Below are 15580 nucleotides of genomic sequence, written 5' to 3' on the forward strand. Positions count from 1 at the left end.
ATTTATATGATAAGAAAAGAATCAGAATTAGAAGGAGTTACGCTCCTGGGGAATCAAGGGACAAACTATTTATTTGAATATGCGCCGGAGGTTTTGGAATCATTTCCGAATAAACACGTGAACCGTGATTATTTCGTTAAATTCAACTGCCCGGAATTTACGTCGCTTTGCCCCAAAACGGGACAGCCGGATTTTGCAACCATCTACATCAGCTATATTCCGGACGAAAAAATGGTGGAAAGCAAATCGCTGAAGCTGTATCTTTTCAGCTTCCGCAACCACGGAGATTTCCACGAGGACTGCATGAACATCATCATGAATGATTTGATCGAATTAATGGACCCCCGCTACATTGAAGTATGGGGCAAATTCACGCCTAGAGGCGGAATCTCGATTGACCCGTATACAAACTACGGCCGACCGGGAACAAAATATGAAAAAATGGCCGAACATCGGATGATGAATCATGATATGTACCCGGAGACGATTGATAATCGGTAATTATTCCGTTGTGTGATACGGAGTGTGACCCGAAGTGGAGTCACAGTAAAATCCGAACATTCAGTGCTGATTTTCAGCGGAATTGTGACCGAGTCACAGCGAAGTGTGACCCGCACTAAGCTCAATAAAAGTGTGACCCGGTCACACTAAAAGTGGGAAAAGTCACACCTGAAAATGGCTCTACTCTTGGGAATTGTATTAAAAAGTGTGACATGAGGTGCAACCTGAACTGTGACTTTTATGCAGTGAAAAATTGATAGTACAGAAGCAGATTAAGGCGTACAATTTGTACGTCTTTTCTTTTTTATCCGAAAAGAAAAAATGCCTATCTAGAGATCATAGGCATTAAATATTATTATCAATATCTTCATTTATTTTTTGGCTAAGTTTCTGAACCTTCTCTTTAACAATTGAAACAGCTCTTTTTTGAATTTCATCAAAGTTTTCCTGAATATAGTCCGTGACACTTCTTATTAGAACTTCACTTTCAAAATTGAATATCTCATTTATTTCTGACTGTTCTTCATCTGTTAGGTGATGGTATTGAAGTTGTTTAGCATTTACTTCAGCAGCTGCATCAATCCTCACTTTAGTTGTTCTGGTTGTACAATTTCATATTCACCTTCTGCATACTCTTGCTCCGCATAATGGCTTCCCCATTGACAGAGCTCCTGCAAGATAGGTTTAAGAGATTCTCCAAGTTCAGTGGATGAATATTCAACCTTCGGCGGTACTTGATTATACATCTTTCTGCTCACAAGTCCACTGGCTTCAAGCTCTCTAAGTGTTTGAATCAGCATTTTCTGAGTTATATTTGGGATCATGCGCTTTAATTCACTCGTTCTCTTTGATTCATTCATTAAAAAGTATAATACAAGGCCTTTCCATTTTCCGCCAATAACTTCCTTTGTCACTTCAAACCCACAGCTAAATTTTTTCATGTCTAAAGCTCTCCATTCCACATTTATTACTTTTTAGTTACTATATCACAAAAAAGTGGGTACTTCCGATAATGTGCTTACTGAAGGATACTATATCTTGTAAGTTGTTCTTCAAGTACTTAAAGGTACTAGACATAAAATAAAATCAATTCTAAAGGAGTGTTAAGTATGGGTAAATTTGAAGGTAAAATAGCGCTTGTAACGGGTGGAACAAGTGGGATTGGTCTTGCTGCAGCACAAAAATTTGTAAACGAAGGTGCATATGTTTATATCACGGGACGTAGACAAAACGAACTTGATAAAGCTGTTAACCAAATTGGCAAGAACGTAACCGGTGTTCAAGGTGATATTTCTAAGCTTGAAGACTTAGACAAACTATATGACATGATAAAGCAGGAAAAAGGTAAGTTGGACATTCTTTTTGCTAATGCAGGCACCGGCAACTTCCTTCCATTAGGTGAAATTACTGAAGAGCAGGTTGATAGAACGTTCGACATTAACGTGAAAGGAACCATCTTTACTGTTCAAAAAGCGTTATCACTATTCCCGGACAAAGTAGGTTCTATTATTGTAACGGGCTCTACTGCTGGATCAATTGGCAACCCAGCGTTTAGTGTATATGGAGCATCTAAAGCAGCATTAAGAGCACTAGTTCGCAACTGGATTCTTGACCTAAAAGGTACTGAAATTCGTGTAAATGTGGTAAGTCCAGGAGTTATTCTTACACCTGCATACGATGAGCTTTTTGGTGATGCACTTGAAGGAGCAATGGAAAATACCAGAAATACTGTTCCAGCTGGAAAAGTTGGGACACCTGAAGAAGTAGCAAACGCTGTATCTTTCCTTGCTTCAGACGAAAGCAGTTACTTGACGGGTGTTGAATTGTTCGTAGATGGCGGGCTAGCACAGGTATAATTTCACTGCGCAGAGATTACAAATAGTCCCCAAAAAAGGTTAAAATCAATCGTTTGGTAAGGTGTGAAATTGGTGTGACTTCATGATTAATGTCTAGAGCAAGTACTATGGGACAAGACTTTGACCTGCCTTTTCTTCCACGAGGACTGCATGAATATCATCATGAATGACTTGATTGAGTTAATGGACCCGCGCTACATCGAAGTATGGGGCAAATTCACGCCAATAGGCGGAATTTCCATTGACCCGTACACAAACTACGGAAAACCTGGCACGAAATATGAGAAAATGGCCGAGTACCGCATGATGAATCATGATTTGTATCCGGAGACGATTGATAATCGTTAATCACTATAAAAGCGTGCCTATTATGACTTTTATGCAAATAAATTGCTATTGCAGAGGTAATGTAAGACGTACAAATGTGTACGTCTTTTTCTTTTAAGCACAAAAACAATTTATTAACGAAAGTATTTTGGCAGAAAGGCTAACAAAATCAAAGGAAAATATGTTGTAGATTGTTTTCTTTTTTTGTGGGGCATCCATATCCAATCACGTTATCTTGCACTTGAACATTTTTTATAGACTGGTACCGCGACAAATTATTTCTCTTCTACATACCAATAAAGCAGACATTAAAAAGTGAAAGAGAGGGCGAAAATGTGTGAAAATTCTTTTCCTCGAGAGTCATCCCATGTGGCTCTATGGTTTACCAAATGGGTTTAGGGAAGCAGGACATACCGTAATGATTTCCGGTCCTGTAAGTCGGGAAAATATCACTGAAATGATAGACGAATTTAAACCAGATCTAATAGTATCTATGGGATGGACACCAGAGCATTCAAGGGAAAAGCAGGCCTGGATTCGCAACGCTACTAAAAAGGTGAATATCCCTCTCGTTTATTGGGCAACTGAAGACCCGCTGCACACTCAAAACTTTACTATCCCGTTAATTAAAAAGGTGAAACCAGATTTTGTTTTCACGGTTACGCCTTCTCTGTGTAAAACTTATGAAAGCATGGGGATTAAAGCAGCTCACTTAGACTTTGCATTTCACGAAAGTATACATCACCAGATTAAACCATTAGCAAAATACAGTTGTGATATAGCAGTGGTGGCTAATGCTTACCCTAATTTTCTTGAAGAACATCCGGAAGTGTTCCGTTCGTCCTCTTTAAAAACGCTTATTCGTCCTCTTATACGGAAGGGTATTCGCATTGATTTTTGGGGGAGAAACTGGGAAAAAATGAGTAAATATATAGGAAGAGAAATTCCCCGCAATTGGATCCATGGATACCTTGATTATACTGAAGCATATAAAGTCTACAGTTCAGCAAAAGTCGTTATCGGTTTGCAAAACTGTGAAAGCCAACTTACGCAACGCACCTATGAGATTCTTGGTTCCGGGGGGGTTTTATTGACATCGGATACACCAGCAGTTCGAGGTAAATTCAAACCTGGCCGCGATCTCATCGTTTCTTCCTCCCCAAAAGAAACATTGGAAAAGGTTAAATACTATTTGAATCATGATAGCGAGAGAAAAAAGATTCAGATAAACGGTAAAAAGGCTGTAAAGAATGATTCCTATCTGCATAGAGCCGAGAGAATGCTTGAGGTGCTAAAAAGCAGAGGAATTATAAGAAACTTAGGGGAAACCATTCATTATGTAGATGTTCTCAAAGAAAAATACGTGATCCATCATGTTACTCCCGGTGAAACATTATCAATAATTGCCAGGAAGTATAATGTTTCCCTGCAGCAGCTCATGGAGCTTAATCATTTCAAATCAGATCAAATATATGCTGGACAAATCATTAAGATTAGAGAGAAACTGTTTAGAAATATTGATAACAAATTTTTCTAAAGGAGAGTAATATGAATGAAGGGGAAAATACCTAAAATAAGAAATCAAGCGAATAAAGTAAAAAGAACGCCTCGTTATATGGAATTTCCCGTGACATACGAAGTATATCATGTGGAATCCGGCGATACATTATGGACGATTTCTAAATCCTTCAATATCCCGGTACAACAACTTATGAATCTTAATAAGCTTTCTTCAGATAGAATTTATCCTGGACAAATTATAAAGATAAGAGAAAGATAATCTTTGAGGTTTCGGAAACGAATCAAATTGAAATGACAATCCTCATTTTTTTATTTGGTGGGGAACTTGATATTTTTGGGGATGAAGGGGTTATGAGATGTTTCAAATGAGCTATTTCTATTCTGGATTAGGATGGGATTTTATTCAACACGTTGATCAAACGAACGGAGTATTAAATGTTGTGTCTCCTGATTTTTTCTATATCAGAAAAGATGGATCATTACTTCTCCGTTCAGCTAATCCCGATGTGATTAAAGCTCTTCATAGAAGAAAATTAAAAGTAGTTCCTTTTCTAAGCAATCATTGGGATCAGGATTTGGGACGATTTTCATTAATGAACCGAGTTCTTTTAGCTAAACAAATTTCTCATGCAATAGAAGAACTGGATTTGGACGGAGTTAATATCGATATAGAAAACCTTACAGAAAAAGATCGGAATTTATTTACAGATTTTGTTAGATTGGTAAGGAAAAGTATTCCTAGACATAAAGAAGTATCAGTTGCAGTGGCGGCAAATCCTTTTGGCTGGACGAAGGGCTGGCACGGATCATATGATTACGAGTATTTAGCTAAATATGCAGATTACCTTATGATTATGGCCTACGATGAAAGCCACCTTGCTGGACCTACTGCAAGTGTAGGATGGGTGGAAAAGTCCATTCAATATGCTCTGACCCAAAAAATCTCTCCTAAAAAACTAGTTTTAGGATTGCCATTCTATGGCCGCTGTTGGATGAAAGGCCAATCTGCCTCTCAAGCCATTCCCCTTTACCTTGTTGACTCATTAGTAAACAGGCATAACGGGACAATTATTTTTGACACAAAGAGTCAATCTCCAAAAGCTATTTTTACTGTCAATCACGATAACAAGGGGCTGTTGCCTTCGGGAACATATACATTATGGTTTGAAAATGAACAGTCACTCAGAGCAAAAATAAAACTCGCTCAAAAATATAATCTGAAAGGTCTTGGCAGCTGGAGTCTTGGACAAGAGGATGCGTCAGTCTGGAATACAGTGTTTAAAAATATATAATGATTTATAGTTCAAAGCAAAATTCGAAGATAATTGCAATGAATCTCTAAATCTTGGACATACTGAAAGGTGTTTATTACGAGTGCGGGTAAAACAGTGAGGGCATTCCATAGACCCTTGTCCCGAAATGTTCTATACGAGGCCTTGAAATACACATTCAAAGTTATGTTATAGAACGCATTTCAAGTAATTACGGATGACTTGAATTTATTCTGCTTCCATGATTTATGTCATACACACGCTGCCTTGATAGCGGGATTATTGCATTTCATTCAGAATTGTTCAGGCTCGATATGGAAGCGCACGAATAACTAGAACTTTAAAAACTTACCTCATATACTTCCTGGATGGATGCTGGTTTATCTAAAAAACATGATGAGAATTGATTGACCACTCTCATTAAAGGATGGGGAAATTCAAGGCGCCAAGGTACGTGGAGAACCATGACTTATTGATAATCGACCATATAGTTTCTCCTCAGAAATGAGGGGGTTTTACATAAAAAAGACGAGCGAATCCGGGGGGAATTCCACTCGCCGCTTTCTAATGAAAAGACGGGATGCTGGATGGCAGCTCGTCTGTTTCATTATAAAATAGGGAACGTATGTTTGTAAAGGCCTGCGCTGTTTTTTCTCATTCGGAGCGGATCAATTGTAAAGGAATGGTCAGCATGATAGCATGTCCTGTAAAAAGAAGGAGTGTTCGTTATGGAGCCGTTAGAGTTAAACGGTGTAAGGCTGAAAATGTATGATTGTAAAGAAAGTGCGGGCAAAAACGGCCGCATGATTTCATTCGTATTGAAGGTGACATCTGAAACGTATCATGATATTGCCGTCCTTTTGTATGAAAAAACATTTGACATCAAGGCGCCCGAGCGTGGACTTGAATTCCGCGGTAAAATAACCAACTACTATACATCCGTCACTAATCTTTACAATAAAGATGAGACAGGTGATTTTTTTGTAGAAATGACCGAGATCTGAATTCATTTGAAAAAGCTGCCGGGCGGCAGCTTTTGTGCGGGATATGTAAATGGTTCGGATTGTTCGGGGGGTTTAATAGGAGTCTCTGATGATTTTATAATTCTTATGGTTGACGACAGTGAGGGAATCTAATTCAAGGTCACGATAATTATCCATGATGGTTACATCAACGATGACGGAGTTTTCATTTACTTTTTCAACAATACCGGTTAATCCGTTTTTAAATTCAATGACGTTTCCAACCTTAGCAATTTTCACGAGCTTCCTCTCCTTTATCATAAATCCTGTTTGAAAATATTTTGCAGTATTTTCTTTAAGAAGTAAAGCGATATGGGTATCAGCCCGCTCAATCATTGTCCCGGCGGGGGAAAGATGGTATATTGTTTTTCGGGAAAAAGCCGAGAAAAGGAGGCTGTATTCGTTGCTGCCTGAGGAAATTTCAGAACGTATCAACCAAATGCGCACCGGTGAAATCAAAGAATTCAGGGTGCAGAAAGAACATTTTCTTGCATTTCGAGCGGTTTTGTCGAAGCAGGAAGATTTTAAGCATTTCCGCGGTATTGCCCAGCAGGGCGGGGATGTTATATTTCAGTATTTAGAACAGCCAAGAAGCTGACGGCTCCTCGCACTTGAGGAGTCTTTTTTTTGGTTTCAGTTTCTCATTTCATCTGGCTGTAACAGATGTAAACAAAATGTAAAATCCCTCCGATGGATACTTTTACTGCTATTTGGTTAATGTTGTGAAAATGACGGCTGTTTTCCTGCCAATAACAAGGCTGTTAACGAACATCTTCCATCATAAAAGCTGATTGGGAGCACTGGAAAATCTTTAACCGTGAATTTGCGCACAGCTCTTGTTAAGGTAGTGAAGTATTTAAGGAGGAAATCGTATGACGACAAAATTTGCTGCCTTGGCTGTCTTTTTTCTATGTTTTATGCCTGCATCAAAAATTGAACATACAGAAGCTCTGTTTACTTTTGCGAAGAAGCCAAAGCAAGAACCCAGCACTCTGGTTGCTGATTTAAATAAAAAAAGCTCGGTTCCGAAGCTTTCAAAAACGGATCATAAGCATTCTATCCAACCGATAAAGCTGTCATCTCACCAAGAGAAGAAAGCAAAACCGGAAGAGACGGCTTATCAGCCGCCGAAAAAAACGTATTCCCGCGCTGACAGACAACTTCTGGCACGTCTCGTTCACGCAGAAGCGAAAGGTGAATCTTATAAAGGGAAGGTTGCGGTAGCCAGCGTAGTGCTGAACCGCACTGAAAAAAACGGCTTCCCGGATACCATTCGGGGCGTGATCTATCAAAGGAATGCATTTGAACCGGTAGCAAACGGAAGCATTAATCAAAAGCCGGATAAGGATTCCGTCGCCGCCGCAAATGAGGCGCTTGACCATCCGGGCAGAGAAACGAACGCGTTGTTTTTCTACAATCCGAAAACGGCATCTGACCACTGGATCCGTTCCCGAAAAATTATCGAACGGATCGGCAGACACGTATTTGCGATGTAAGCATAGCGGGATCAAAAATATCCCGGCTATGCTTTTTTCAATTTTGAGAAATCGAAAATATTTTCAGAACTTGTCTCATATGATGATGGAAGAACGAGAGACAAGGAGAGACACCATGAATCGATTTGTGAAAGGGATCATTCTTTTATCCATCGCCGCCTTTTTCGCGGAATGTCTGGAATTTGTCGTGAATATGATACTGGCGCGGGAGCTTGGCGAGCATGGGATGGGGCTTTACATGAGCATTCTGCCCACCATTTTTTTAATTATCGTGATCGCCAGTCTGGAGCTTCCGATCTCCATTTCAAAATTCATCGCGGAATCCAATCAGAAGCTGCATGAAAGCATGCTCCGGCATGCCTTCAGAATGACCGCCGTTTTTACCGCGTTTTCAACCGCGGCCGCAAGCATCGCGCTGCCGTTCATTCCTGTATTCGATACGTATCACCCGTTTATTAAAGGGATTGTCATCGGGCTGATTCCAGTCGTCGCTTTTACATCCATCGCCAGAGGTTATTTTATGGGTGTGCAGCAAATGGGAAAAATCGCGGTTGCGAATGTCTTGAAAAAAATCATTCAAGTGCTTTGTCTGTTTATCTTTTTTCAATGGTACTCTTTTGAAATTGATATGGCCGTGCTCATTTCGTTATTTGTGCTGGTCGCAAGCGATGTCGTGGTGTTCGTTTACTTGTATACGCAGTTTATTTTGGCGCGGAGGGCGCTTTCCGGCCATCAGCACATTCATCTTCGCGGGAAAGACGTGCGGAAACGCCTCCTGGCCGTATCCATCCCGACAACGGGACTTCGTATATTTCATGCCGTGACGAACGCCATTGAACCCTTTTTAGTGAAAGGAGCGCTGCTGGCGTCCGGGGCAGCCGGGACAGCCGCAATTGATCAATACGGCATGCTTGCCGGTGTAGCGATGACAATCGGTTCGTTTCCCGCATTTATCGCCCATTCGCTGATGGTCGTCATGATTCCCAGCATTTCAGAAGCGTATGCGCTGTCCCAATATGATATTGTGCTGAAACGGCTGAGACAAGCGATTTTTATTACATTCGGCTACGGCATTCCGGCAGTCTGGGTCATGTTTCAGTTCGCGGGCCCGCTGACCCATTTGTTTTTTCAGTCTCCGGAAGCGCAGTATTATTTGCAGCTTTTGTGGCCGTTTTTTCTTTTTCACCTGTTTGTGATGCCGCTTCAGGCCTGTCTGATCGGTATCGGCCACGTGAAAACGGCGTTTTATCATAACGTATGGAGCAGCATTGTAGGGCTTTCGATGATGTATGTGCTCGGTTCTATGCCGGAATTGCAAATGCTCGGCATTATACTCGGCATGAATACCGGCATGATTCTTCTGACAAGTTTACATTACGCGACGATCTGCAAAGACCTCGGTGTCTCCGTGTTTTTGACGGGCGGCGGAAGAACAGCGCCCCGGATCGAAAGCTGAAAAGGCTGATACATTTCAATAAGGAAGGGCAAGCTATCCGAAAACGCGTGAAAGGAAGATCATATGCATAAAAACCGCCTAATTGTATGTGCAGTCCTTTTGATAGCTGCCGCCGTCTGGATGCCTGAAGCAAACGCCTCATCAGAAAAACAGGCAGTTCCCGCCGTGTTTCTGATGAAGACGATTGAAGGAGACGAGATATCGATTCCGAATAAAGGGCAGAAAACGATATTGCATTTTTGGACATCGTGGTGTCCGCCGTGCAAAAAAGAACTGCCGCAGTTCCAAACGTATTATGAACAGCATCAGTCCGATGATGTAAGCCTTGTAACGGTAAATCTGATGAATGCCGAGCGAAACAAAAATACCGTTCAAAACTTTGTCAGTCAGCACCACCTCACTTTCCCGATTGTTCTTGACACGAAAGGCGAGCTTATGAAGGAATACGATGTCATGACGATTCCCACGTCATTTCTGCTGAATGAAAAAGGAGAAATCGAAAAAAAGATCGTCGGTCCGATGACCGTCTCACAATTAAAAGAATGGTCAGAGAAATAAAAAGGTGCGGGAGGAATTCCTCCCGCACCTTTTTTGCATATAATGAACAGCTGAAGAAACACTAATGATAATTATTATCAAAAAGAAATTAAAACAATTATAATTGAAATCTTCCGCCGGCATGCTATAATAAAGAAAACACTGCGATAACACTGTGAAAATGCTGCCTGTCAGGCGGCTGTTTTGCTTTTATCGGGGAATTGAAGATGATTTGCGTTCTCAATTAGAGAGGAGAATTCATAATGAATGAACAAGTGATGACACAAACCCATTCACAACAGCACATACAAGAAGAGCGGGCCGGAAAAAAGTGGCTCCAGCATGCAGAACTCATTGCGGCGCTCGTATCCGGCGTCCTTATTCTTGCGGCCTGGTTTTTTACCGAAACAAAAGGCCTGTCCGTCACTTTGTATATCCTTGCCTTCCTGATCGGGGGATTTGCAAAAGCGAAAGAGGGAATTGAGGATACCATTGAGACGAAGGCGTTAAATGTGGAACTGCTGATGATTTTTGCGGCTGTCGGCTCCGCCCTGATCGGTTATTGGGCGGAAGGCGCTGTTCTTATTTTTATTTTTTCGTTAAGCGGCGCGCTCGAAACATACACGATGAATAAAAGCAGCCGTGATTTAACCTCTTTGATGAAACTGGAACCGGAGGAAGCGACTCTGCTTGAGGACGGACGGGAAAAGCGGGTGCCGGCTGCTGAACTTAAGATCGGTGACATGATCGTCATTAAGCCGGGCGAACGCGTAGCGGCAGACGGGATCATTGAGTCTGGCGTGACGAGCCTCGATGAATCGGCGCTTACGGGTGAAGCGATGCCGGCGGAAAAAACAGCCGGAGATTCTGTGTTTACAGGAACGGTAAACGGAAACGGCTCCTTAACGGTCCGTGTGACGAAAACAAATGAACAGTCTTTATTCAGAAAAATCATCCGGCTGGTGGAATCAGCCCAAAACAGCGTGTCACCGGCTCAGGCATTTATTGAGCGGTTCGAAAGTGTCTATGTCAAAGGCGTGCTGTTAGCCGTGGCTTTGCTTTTATTCGTTCCTCATTTCGCTTTAGGCTGGAGCTGGAGTGAAACCTTTTACCGGGCGATGGTGTTTATGGTGGTCGCCTCCCCGTGCGCGCTTGTCGCTTCTATTATGCCCGCTGCGCTTTCCCTTATCTCAAATGGGGCCCGCAACGGATTATTGGTTAAAGGAAGTGTGTTTTTAGAGCAGCTGGGAAGCGTACGGATGATCGCTTTTGACAAAACCGGCACGGTCACTAAGGGACAGCCGGCAGTCGCGGCATTTCAAGCTGCGGAAAATGTGAGTGAAGATGAGATCATGCAGGCGGTGTATGCGATAGAAAAGCAATCAAGCCACCCGCTTGCAAAAGCGATAGCTGAATTTGCCGAAAGCCGGGGCGCCGCGTCCGCAGGACATCTATCGATTGACGAGACGTCCGGATTCGGTGTTCAGGCTGAAATAGAAGGCGTCAAATGGATGGTCGGAAAAGCGGGATTTGCAGGTGAAGATGCGGCAGATGCTTTTTTGCAGACATCGGGAAAAGAATTAAAGGATAAAGGCTTTACACTGGTCTTTGTTAAAAAAGATGACCGGATTGCGGGCTGCTTTGCCTTAAAGGATCAAATCCGACCTGAAGCGAAAGCCGTGATGGCTGAGCTTGAATCACTGGGCATTAAAACAGCCATGCTCACCGGCGATCAGTCTGAAACTGCGGCTGCCATTGCAAAAGAGGCGGGCATGACGACGGTTGTTGCCGATTGTCTGCCGGACCAAAAGGCAAAAGAAGTGAAGAAGCTGAAAGAAACGTACGGCACAATCGCCATGGTGGGGGACGGCATTAATGACGCGCCCGCTCTGAAAACCGCTGACGTCGGTATTGCGATGGGCGGGGGAACGGACGTGGCCCTTGAAACGGCTGACTTAGTCCTTATGAAAAATGATCTTCACAAGCTTGTGAAAATGTGCAGACTCTCAAGGAAAATGAACCGGATTATTAAGCAGAATATTGTTTTCTCGCTCTCGGTCATCTGCCTTTTGATCTGCGCTAACTTTCTGCAGGTGATGGAACTGCCGTTTGGCGTGATCGGGCATGAGGGGAGCACGATCCTGGTCATTCTGAACGGACTGAGATTATTAAAATAAACATGACAGCCGCACATCGGGCGGCTGTTTTTTTAATGTTCGTTCACAGCATAAACGCCGGAAAACTGATAGAATGAATAAAGAGTCACTTTGGTAAGGAGGAAAAGCAAAAAATGAACAGATTAGAACGTGTTTCATCTTGGCTGAAAAAAGAAGGACATGATGCGGCGTTTATACATACAAAGGAAAACGTATTTTATTTAACTGATTTTTACACAGATCCGCATGAGCGGTTAATGGGATTGTTCCTGTTTCAGGAACAGGAGCCGTTTTTCGTTTGCCCGGGAATGGAAGCCGGACAAGCCCGCAGCGCCGGGTGGGAGCATGGTATTATCGGCTACGGCGATCACGAAGATCCGTGGGAGCTGATCAAAGCCGAGCTCACAAAACGAAATGTGCGGCTTGATTCCATCGCGGTTGAAAAGGATTCGATCTCTCTTTCCCGCTCAGAACAGCTCAAACAAGCTTCAGGGGGCGCGGCATTTGTTTCGGCAGAAGAAACGCTAAACCAATTCCGTCTTGTGAAAGATGAGAAGGAAATCAGCATTCTCAGGGAAGCGGCAAAACTCGCGGATTACGGAGTTGAAGTCGGTGTTGCGGCGCTCAAAGAGGGTGTGAGTGAAACCGAAGTACTCGCGCAGATTGAGTTTGAGCTGAAGAAAAAAGGTGTACAGGGCATGTCATTTTCAACGATGGTGCTGTTCGGGGAAAAATCAGGCCAGCCCCATGGGAATCCGGGTGCAGACCGGTTGAAAAAAGGCGATTTCGTTCTGTTTGATCTGGGCGTTATTCTTGACGGCTACTGTTCAGACATTACGAGAACATTCGCATACCAATCAATCAGCCCGAAACAGGAAGAGATTTACGAAACGGTGCTTAAAGCTGAACAGGCGGCGCTTCAATTAAGCAAACCAGGCGTCAGAATCGGCGATCTCGATTTAAAAGCCCGCGGCATTATTGAAAAAGCCGGATACGGAGACTATTTCCCGCACCGCCTCGGCCACGGACTCGGGATTTCGGTTCACGAATATCCATCAATGAGCAGCGCGAACGACACACTCCTCAAAGAAGGCATGGTATACACGATAGAACCGGGGATTTACGTGCCGGATGTCGGCGGCGTGCGCATTGAAGACGATGTGTTCGTCACAAAAGACGGCGCCGAAGCATTAACGCAGTATCCGAAAGAATTAACGATTCTGAAATAGAAAGCTTTGTGATAAAAAAGGACGATTCTGGAACGCAGCGTCCTTTTTTATCACCTTTTAAATGAAAAAATCATCAAAATGCTGAAATGGTTTGATGTCATGCTTTTCATTCAGGGGCCGCATGGCAAGGTAACTGCCGCCGACTATGGCGAGACACAAACCGATTAAGCAAAGAATCCCCATCGCTGTTCTTCTCCTTTCAAACGAATAGGCTGTTTCTGTTTCTAGCTTACTGTATGAAACGCATTCCAGATCAAGGGAAAAAAGAAAGGGGGACGCCATGGCTACGATCAGAGACATTGCCGGCGCTGCCGGAGTTTCCGTTACAACGGTATCAAGAGTATTAAACGATCATCCTTATGTAAGTAAGGACAAAAGAGAAAGAGTGAAAAAAGCGATGCAATCGCTCGGATATACGCGCAACATTCATGCTGTACATTTATCCAAAGGTTTTTCCGATATGATCGGCGTTGTGCTTCCGTCGGTGAATCTGCCGTATTTTGCAGACCTTGTCACAGGTATTGCCGAGGCTGCCGAAGCGTCAGGCGTGCATCTTTCTTTATACCAGACAGATTATCAGCAGCAAAAAGAACGTTTTGCTTTATCACAATTACAGGAGCGCCAAGTGGACGGCCTGATTATCTGCTCAAAAGCAATTCCTGATGAGCATCTGCTTACCGTGAAAGAACCGCTCATCCTCTGCCAGTACACTGATGCGGCGGGGCTTTCCTCCATCAGTAATCCGCATCGGGAAGCATTTCGGCACGGTCTGGATTATCTGATAGAAAAGGGACACCGGAAAATAGCGATCAGCCTGGCCAGAAAAAAGGGAGAAAACAGTCAAGTACGCATTGCCGCATACAAAGAGGCGCTCAAGAAGATCGGGCAGCCTTACAGGGAAGAGCTGGTTGTGGAAAAGGCGCTGACGCTGCTTGACGGGAAAGCCCTTTTTCAGAGATGGAAGAGCTGGGATGACAAACCGACTGCGCTGTTTGCGGCGAATGATCAAGTATCCGCAGGTCTTTACCTTGAAGCCAAGGCAAACGGGACGCGCATCCCGGAAGAGCTTGCGATTTTGAGCATCGACAATCATGATATCAGCAAGATGTTAGGTATTTCCACAATAGATATACAAACAAAAGAAATGGGAAAGCAGGCTTTTCACATGCTTGAGAACAGGATCAGCGGCGGGCCTCCGGCAAGGAAAGTTCTTGATTACCGCCTTATTGAACGATCAACCGTCTAAAAAAAGAATTGACGCGCTTTCCGTTCGTTTTGTACGATATGAGGTATTGAATGACAAAGGAGCTGAGGATCATGAAGGGGTCCTTTACAGTTGAAAAGGTATTAAATAACAATGTGCTCATCGCAACACATGATAGATACAGTGAGGTCGTCTTAATCGGAAAAGGGATCGGCTTTGGAAAAAAACAAGCGGATGTCATTGAAGATAAAGGGTATGACAAGATGTTCATCTTAAAGGATGAAAAAGAACAAAAACAATTTAAAAAGCTCCTCGGTTATGTGGACGAGACACTTGTCGACATCTCCAATGACGTCATTTATCATATCAAGAAGCGGACAAGCCAACCGTTAAATGAGCATATCCATATTGCGCTGACTGACCATATCGCCTTTGCGGTAAAGCGGCTGCAGCAGGGTTTTGACATTAAAAACCCGTTTCTCATGGAAACCGAAACGCTTTATCCGGAAGAATTCCAAATTGCCCGTGAAGTCGTCGGCATGATTAATGAAAAGACGGGAATCTGCCTTCCGGAAGGGGAGATCGGCTTTATCGCTCTGCATATCCACTCCGCCCTGACGAATCGGCCCCTTTCAGAGGTCAATCAGCATTCACAGCTGATGTCCCGGCTCGTTCAGGTGATTGAGGAATCTTTCCAGATGAAAGTGAATAAAGAAAGCGTCCACTATTTGCGGCTGATCCGGCATATCAGATTTACCATAGACAGGATTAATCGGGAAGAGCAGACAAAAGAACCAGAAAAGTTAATGTTATTATTGAAAAATGAATACCCGCTATGCTACAATACTGCTTGGAAACTGATAAAAATCTTGCAGCAAATACTGAAAAAACCAGTTCATGAGGCGGAAGCGGTTTATCTCACGCTTCATTTGTACCGATTAACCAATAAAATTTCATAATTTCAGTTGAAACCTTAAAAACGTGTCACTGATTCGATCAGGCAT

The 15580-nt window shown here is 43.1% G+C and carries 18 protein-coding genes and 1 pseudogene; 15 read left to right on the forward strand and 4 right to left on the reverse strand.

The features are described 5' to 3' along the window. The first annotated feature begins 6 nt into the window (after positions 1-6). Positions 7-501: a preQ(1) synthase gene (gene queF / locus GNE05_RS07295; protein WP_160182620.1), complete on the forward strand. Its 495-nt coding sequence runs from the start codon at positions 7-9 to the stop codon at positions 499-501. Between the two features lie 345 nt (positions 502-846). On the opposite strand, the gene GNE05_RS07300 is transcribed toward queF, so the two are convergent. Continuing rightward, positions 847-1089 (reverse strand): hypothetical protein, encoded by a 243-nt coding sequence (locus GNE05_RS07300; protein WP_160182621.1) that lies wholly within the window; start codon positions 1087-1089, stop codon positions 847-849. Then, a complete protein-coding gene (locus GNE05_RS07305) occupies positions 1086-1442 on the reverse strand; it encodes a winged helix-turn-helix transcriptional regulator (RefSeq protein WP_160182622.1) in 357 nt (118 codons plus the stop codon). The genes GNE05_RS07300 and GNE05_RS07305 overlap by 4 nt, the downstream gene beginning before the upstream one ends. Positions 1443-1610: 168 nt before the next feature. Here GNE05_RS07305 and GNE05_RS07310 point away from each other — a divergent pair, with 168 nt between their 5' ends. The 6 genes and pseudogenes from GNE05_RS07310 to GNE05_RS07335 all read left to right on the forward strand — a co-directional run bounded on the left by GNE05_RS07310 (position 1611) and on the right by GNE05_RS07335 (position 6480). Continuing rightward, complete coding sequence (locus GNE05_RS07310; protein ID WP_012117420.1) at positions 1611-2357, forward strand: SDR family NAD(P)-dependent oxidoreductase; 747 nt, start codon at positions 1611-1613, stop codon at positions 2355-2357. Positions 2358-2492: 135 nt separating this feature from the next. Next, positions 2493-2705: pseudogene (locus GNE05_RS07315) on the forward strand (preQ(1) synthase); the annotation flags it as partial. Positions 2706-3021: 316 nt separating this feature from the next. Further along, positions 3022-4221, forward strand: coding sequence for a spore protein YkvP (ykvP, locus tag GNE05_RS07320; RefSeq protein ID WP_032871328.1), 1200 nt, complete (start codon positions 3022-3024; stop codon positions 4219-4221). 15 nt (positions 4222-4236) lie between these two features. Then, on the forward strand, positions 4237-4464 hold the full coding sequence (locus tag GNE05_RS07325) for a LysM peptidoglycan-binding domain-containing protein (protein WP_039062980.1): 228 nt from the start codon (positions 4237-4239) through the stop codon (positions 4462-4464). 97 nt (positions 4465-4561) lie between these two features. Beyond that, positions 4562-5497, forward strand: coding sequence for a glycosyl hydrolase family 18 protein (locus GNE05_RS07330; protein WP_160182623.1), 936 nt, complete (start codon positions 4562-4564; stop codon positions 5495-5497). Between the two features lie 707 nt (positions 5498-6204). After that, on the forward strand, positions 6205-6480 hold the full coding sequence (locus GNE05_RS07335; protein ID WP_014304904.1) for a DUF3219 family protein: 276 nt from the start codon (positions 6205-6207) through the stop codon (positions 6478-6480). A 72-nt stretch (positions 6481-6552) separates the two neighbouring features. On the opposite strand, the gene GNE05_RS07340 is transcribed toward GNE05_RS07335, so the two are convergent. After that, positions 6553-6738: a YkvS family protein gene (locus GNE05_RS07340; RefSeq protein ID WP_003154669.1), complete on the reverse strand. Its 186-nt coding sequence runs from the start codon at positions 6736-6738 to the stop codon at positions 6553-6555. A 163-nt stretch (positions 6739-6901) separates the two neighbouring features. Between GNE05_RS07340 and GNE05_RS07345 the strand changes: the two genes are divergently transcribed. From GNE05_RS07345 to GNE05_RS07370, 6 genes are all read left to right on the forward strand, one after another. After that, positions 6902-7096: a hypothetical protein gene (locus GNE05_RS07345; RefSeq protein WP_014304905.1), complete on the forward strand. Its 195-nt coding sequence runs from the start codon at positions 6902-6904 to the stop codon at positions 7094-7096. A gap of 274 nt (positions 7097-7370) precedes the next feature. Then, on the forward strand, positions 7371-7994 hold the full coding sequence (locus GNE05_RS07350; RefSeq protein WP_014417591.1) for a cell wall hydrolase: 624 nt from the start codon (positions 7371-7373) through the stop codon (positions 7992-7994). A gap of 115 nt (positions 7995-8109) precedes the next feature. Further along, positions 8110-9450, forward strand: coding sequence for a polysaccharide biosynthesis protein (locus GNE05_RS07355; protein WP_003154663.1), 1341 nt, complete (start codon positions 8110-8112; stop codon positions 9448-9450). 63 nt (positions 9451-9513) lie between these two features. Continuing rightward, a complete protein-coding gene (stoA, locus tag GNE05_RS07360; protein ID WP_061862136.1) occupies positions 9514-10008 on the forward strand; it encodes an endospore biogenesis thiol-disulfide oxidoreductase StoA in 495 nt (164 codons plus the stop codon). A 242-nt stretch (positions 10009-10250) separates the two neighbouring features. Beyond that, positions 10251-12164, forward strand: coding sequence for a heavy metal translocating P-type ATPase (locus GNE05_RS07365; RefSeq protein WP_160182624.1), 1914 nt, complete (start codon positions 10251-10253; stop codon positions 12162-12164). A 113-nt stretch (positions 12165-12277) separates the two neighbouring features. Next, positions 12278-13372, forward strand: coding sequence for a M24 family metallopeptidase (locus GNE05_RS07370; protein ID WP_007611047.1), 1095 nt, complete (start codon positions 12278-12280; stop codon positions 13370-13372). Positions 13373-13429: 57 nt separating this feature from the next. Here GNE05_RS07370 and GNE05_RS21395 read toward each other — a convergent pair whose 3' ends face one another. Next, the gene (locus GNE05_RS21395) at positions 13430-13555 is read right to left on the reverse strand and encodes a hypothetical protein (RefSeq protein ID WP_014721086.1); all 126 of its coding nucleotides are present in this window, start codon (positions 13553-13555) and stop codon (positions 13430-13432) included. A 97-nt stretch (positions 13556-13652) separates the two neighbouring features. Here GNE05_RS21395 and GNE05_RS07375 point away from each other — a divergent pair, with 97 nt between their 5' ends. Continuing rightward, a complete protein-coding gene (locus tag GNE05_RS07375; protein ID WP_160182625.1) occupies positions 13653-14618 on the forward strand; it encodes a LacI family DNA-binding transcriptional regulator in 966 nt (321 codons plus the stop codon). Between the two features lie 50 nt (positions 14619-14668). After that, a complete protein-coding gene (gene glcT / locus GNE05_RS07380; RefSeq protein WP_012117426.1) occupies positions 14669-15535 on the forward strand; it encodes a glucose PTS transporter transcription antiterminator GlcT in 867 nt (288 codons plus the stop codon). Positions 15536-15580 lie beyond the last annotated feature (45 nt).

The sequence above is a fragment of the Bacillus sp. AM1(2019) genome (assembly GCF_009906915.1).
In the GTDB taxonomy this organism is placed as follows: domain Bacteria; phylum Bacillota; class Bacilli; order Bacillales; family Bacillaceae; genus Bacillus; species Bacillus velezensis.

What these genes read in the sequence shown, in the direction of transcription:
- queF (WP_160182620.1), top strand. Translation starts at nt 7, where the DNA reads ATGATAAGAAAAGAATCAGAATTAGAAGGAGTTACGCTCCTGGGGAAT.
- GNE05_RS07305 (WP_160182622.1), bottom strand. Translation starts at nt 1,442, where the DNA reads ATGAAAAAATTTAGCTGTGGGTTTGAAGTGACAAAGGAAGTTATTGGC.
- GNE05_RS07310 (WP_012117420.1), top strand. Translation starts at nt 1,611, where the DNA reads ATGGGTAAATTTGAAGGTAAAATAGCGCTTGTAACGGGTGGAACAAGT.
- GNE05_RS07325 (WP_039062980.1), top strand. Translation starts at nt 4,237, where the DNA reads ATGAAGGGGAAAATACCTAAAATAAGAAATCAAGCGAATAAAGTAAAA.
- GNE05_RS07330 (WP_160182623.1), top strand. Translation starts at nt 4,562, where the DNA reads ATGTTTCAAATGAGCTATTTCTATTCTGGATTAGGATGGGATTTTATT.
- GNE05_RS07335 (WP_014304904.1), top strand. Translation starts at nt 6,205, where the DNA reads ATGGAGCCGTTAGAGTTAAACGGTGTAAGGCTGAAAATGTATGATTGT.
- GNE05_RS07350 (WP_014417591.1), top strand. Translation starts at nt 7,371, where the DNA reads ATGACGACAAAATTTGCTGCCTTGGCTGTCTTTTTTCTATGTTTTATG.
- GNE05_RS07355 (WP_003154663.1), top strand. Translation starts at nt 8,110, where the DNA reads ATGAATCGATTTGTGAAAGGGATCATTCTTTTATCCATCGCCGCCTTT.
- stoA (WP_061862136.1), top strand. Translation starts at nt 9,514, where the DNA reads ATGCATAAAAACCGCCTAATTGTATGTGCAGTCCTTTTGATAGCTGCC.
- GNE05_RS07365 (WP_160182624.1), top strand. Translation starts at nt 10,251, where the DNA reads ATGAATGAACAAGTGATGACACAAACCCATTCACAACAGCACATACAA.
- GNE05_RS07370 (WP_007611047.1), top strand. Translation starts at nt 12,278, where the DNA reads ATGAACAGATTAGAACGTGTTTCATCTTGGCTGAAAAAAGAAGGACAT.
- GNE05_RS21395 (WP_014721086.1), bottom strand. Translation starts at nt 13,555, where the DNA reads ATGGGGATTCTTTGCTTAATCGGTTTGTGTCTCGCCATAGTCGGCGGC.
- GNE05_RS07375 (WP_160182625.1), top strand. Translation starts at nt 13,653, where the DNA reads ATGGCTACGATCAGAGACATTGCCGGCGCTGCCGGAGTTTCCGTTACA.
- glcT (WP_012117426.1), top strand. Translation starts at nt 14,669, where the DNA reads ATGACAAAGGAGCTGAGGATCATGAAGGGGTCCTTTACAGTTGAAAAG.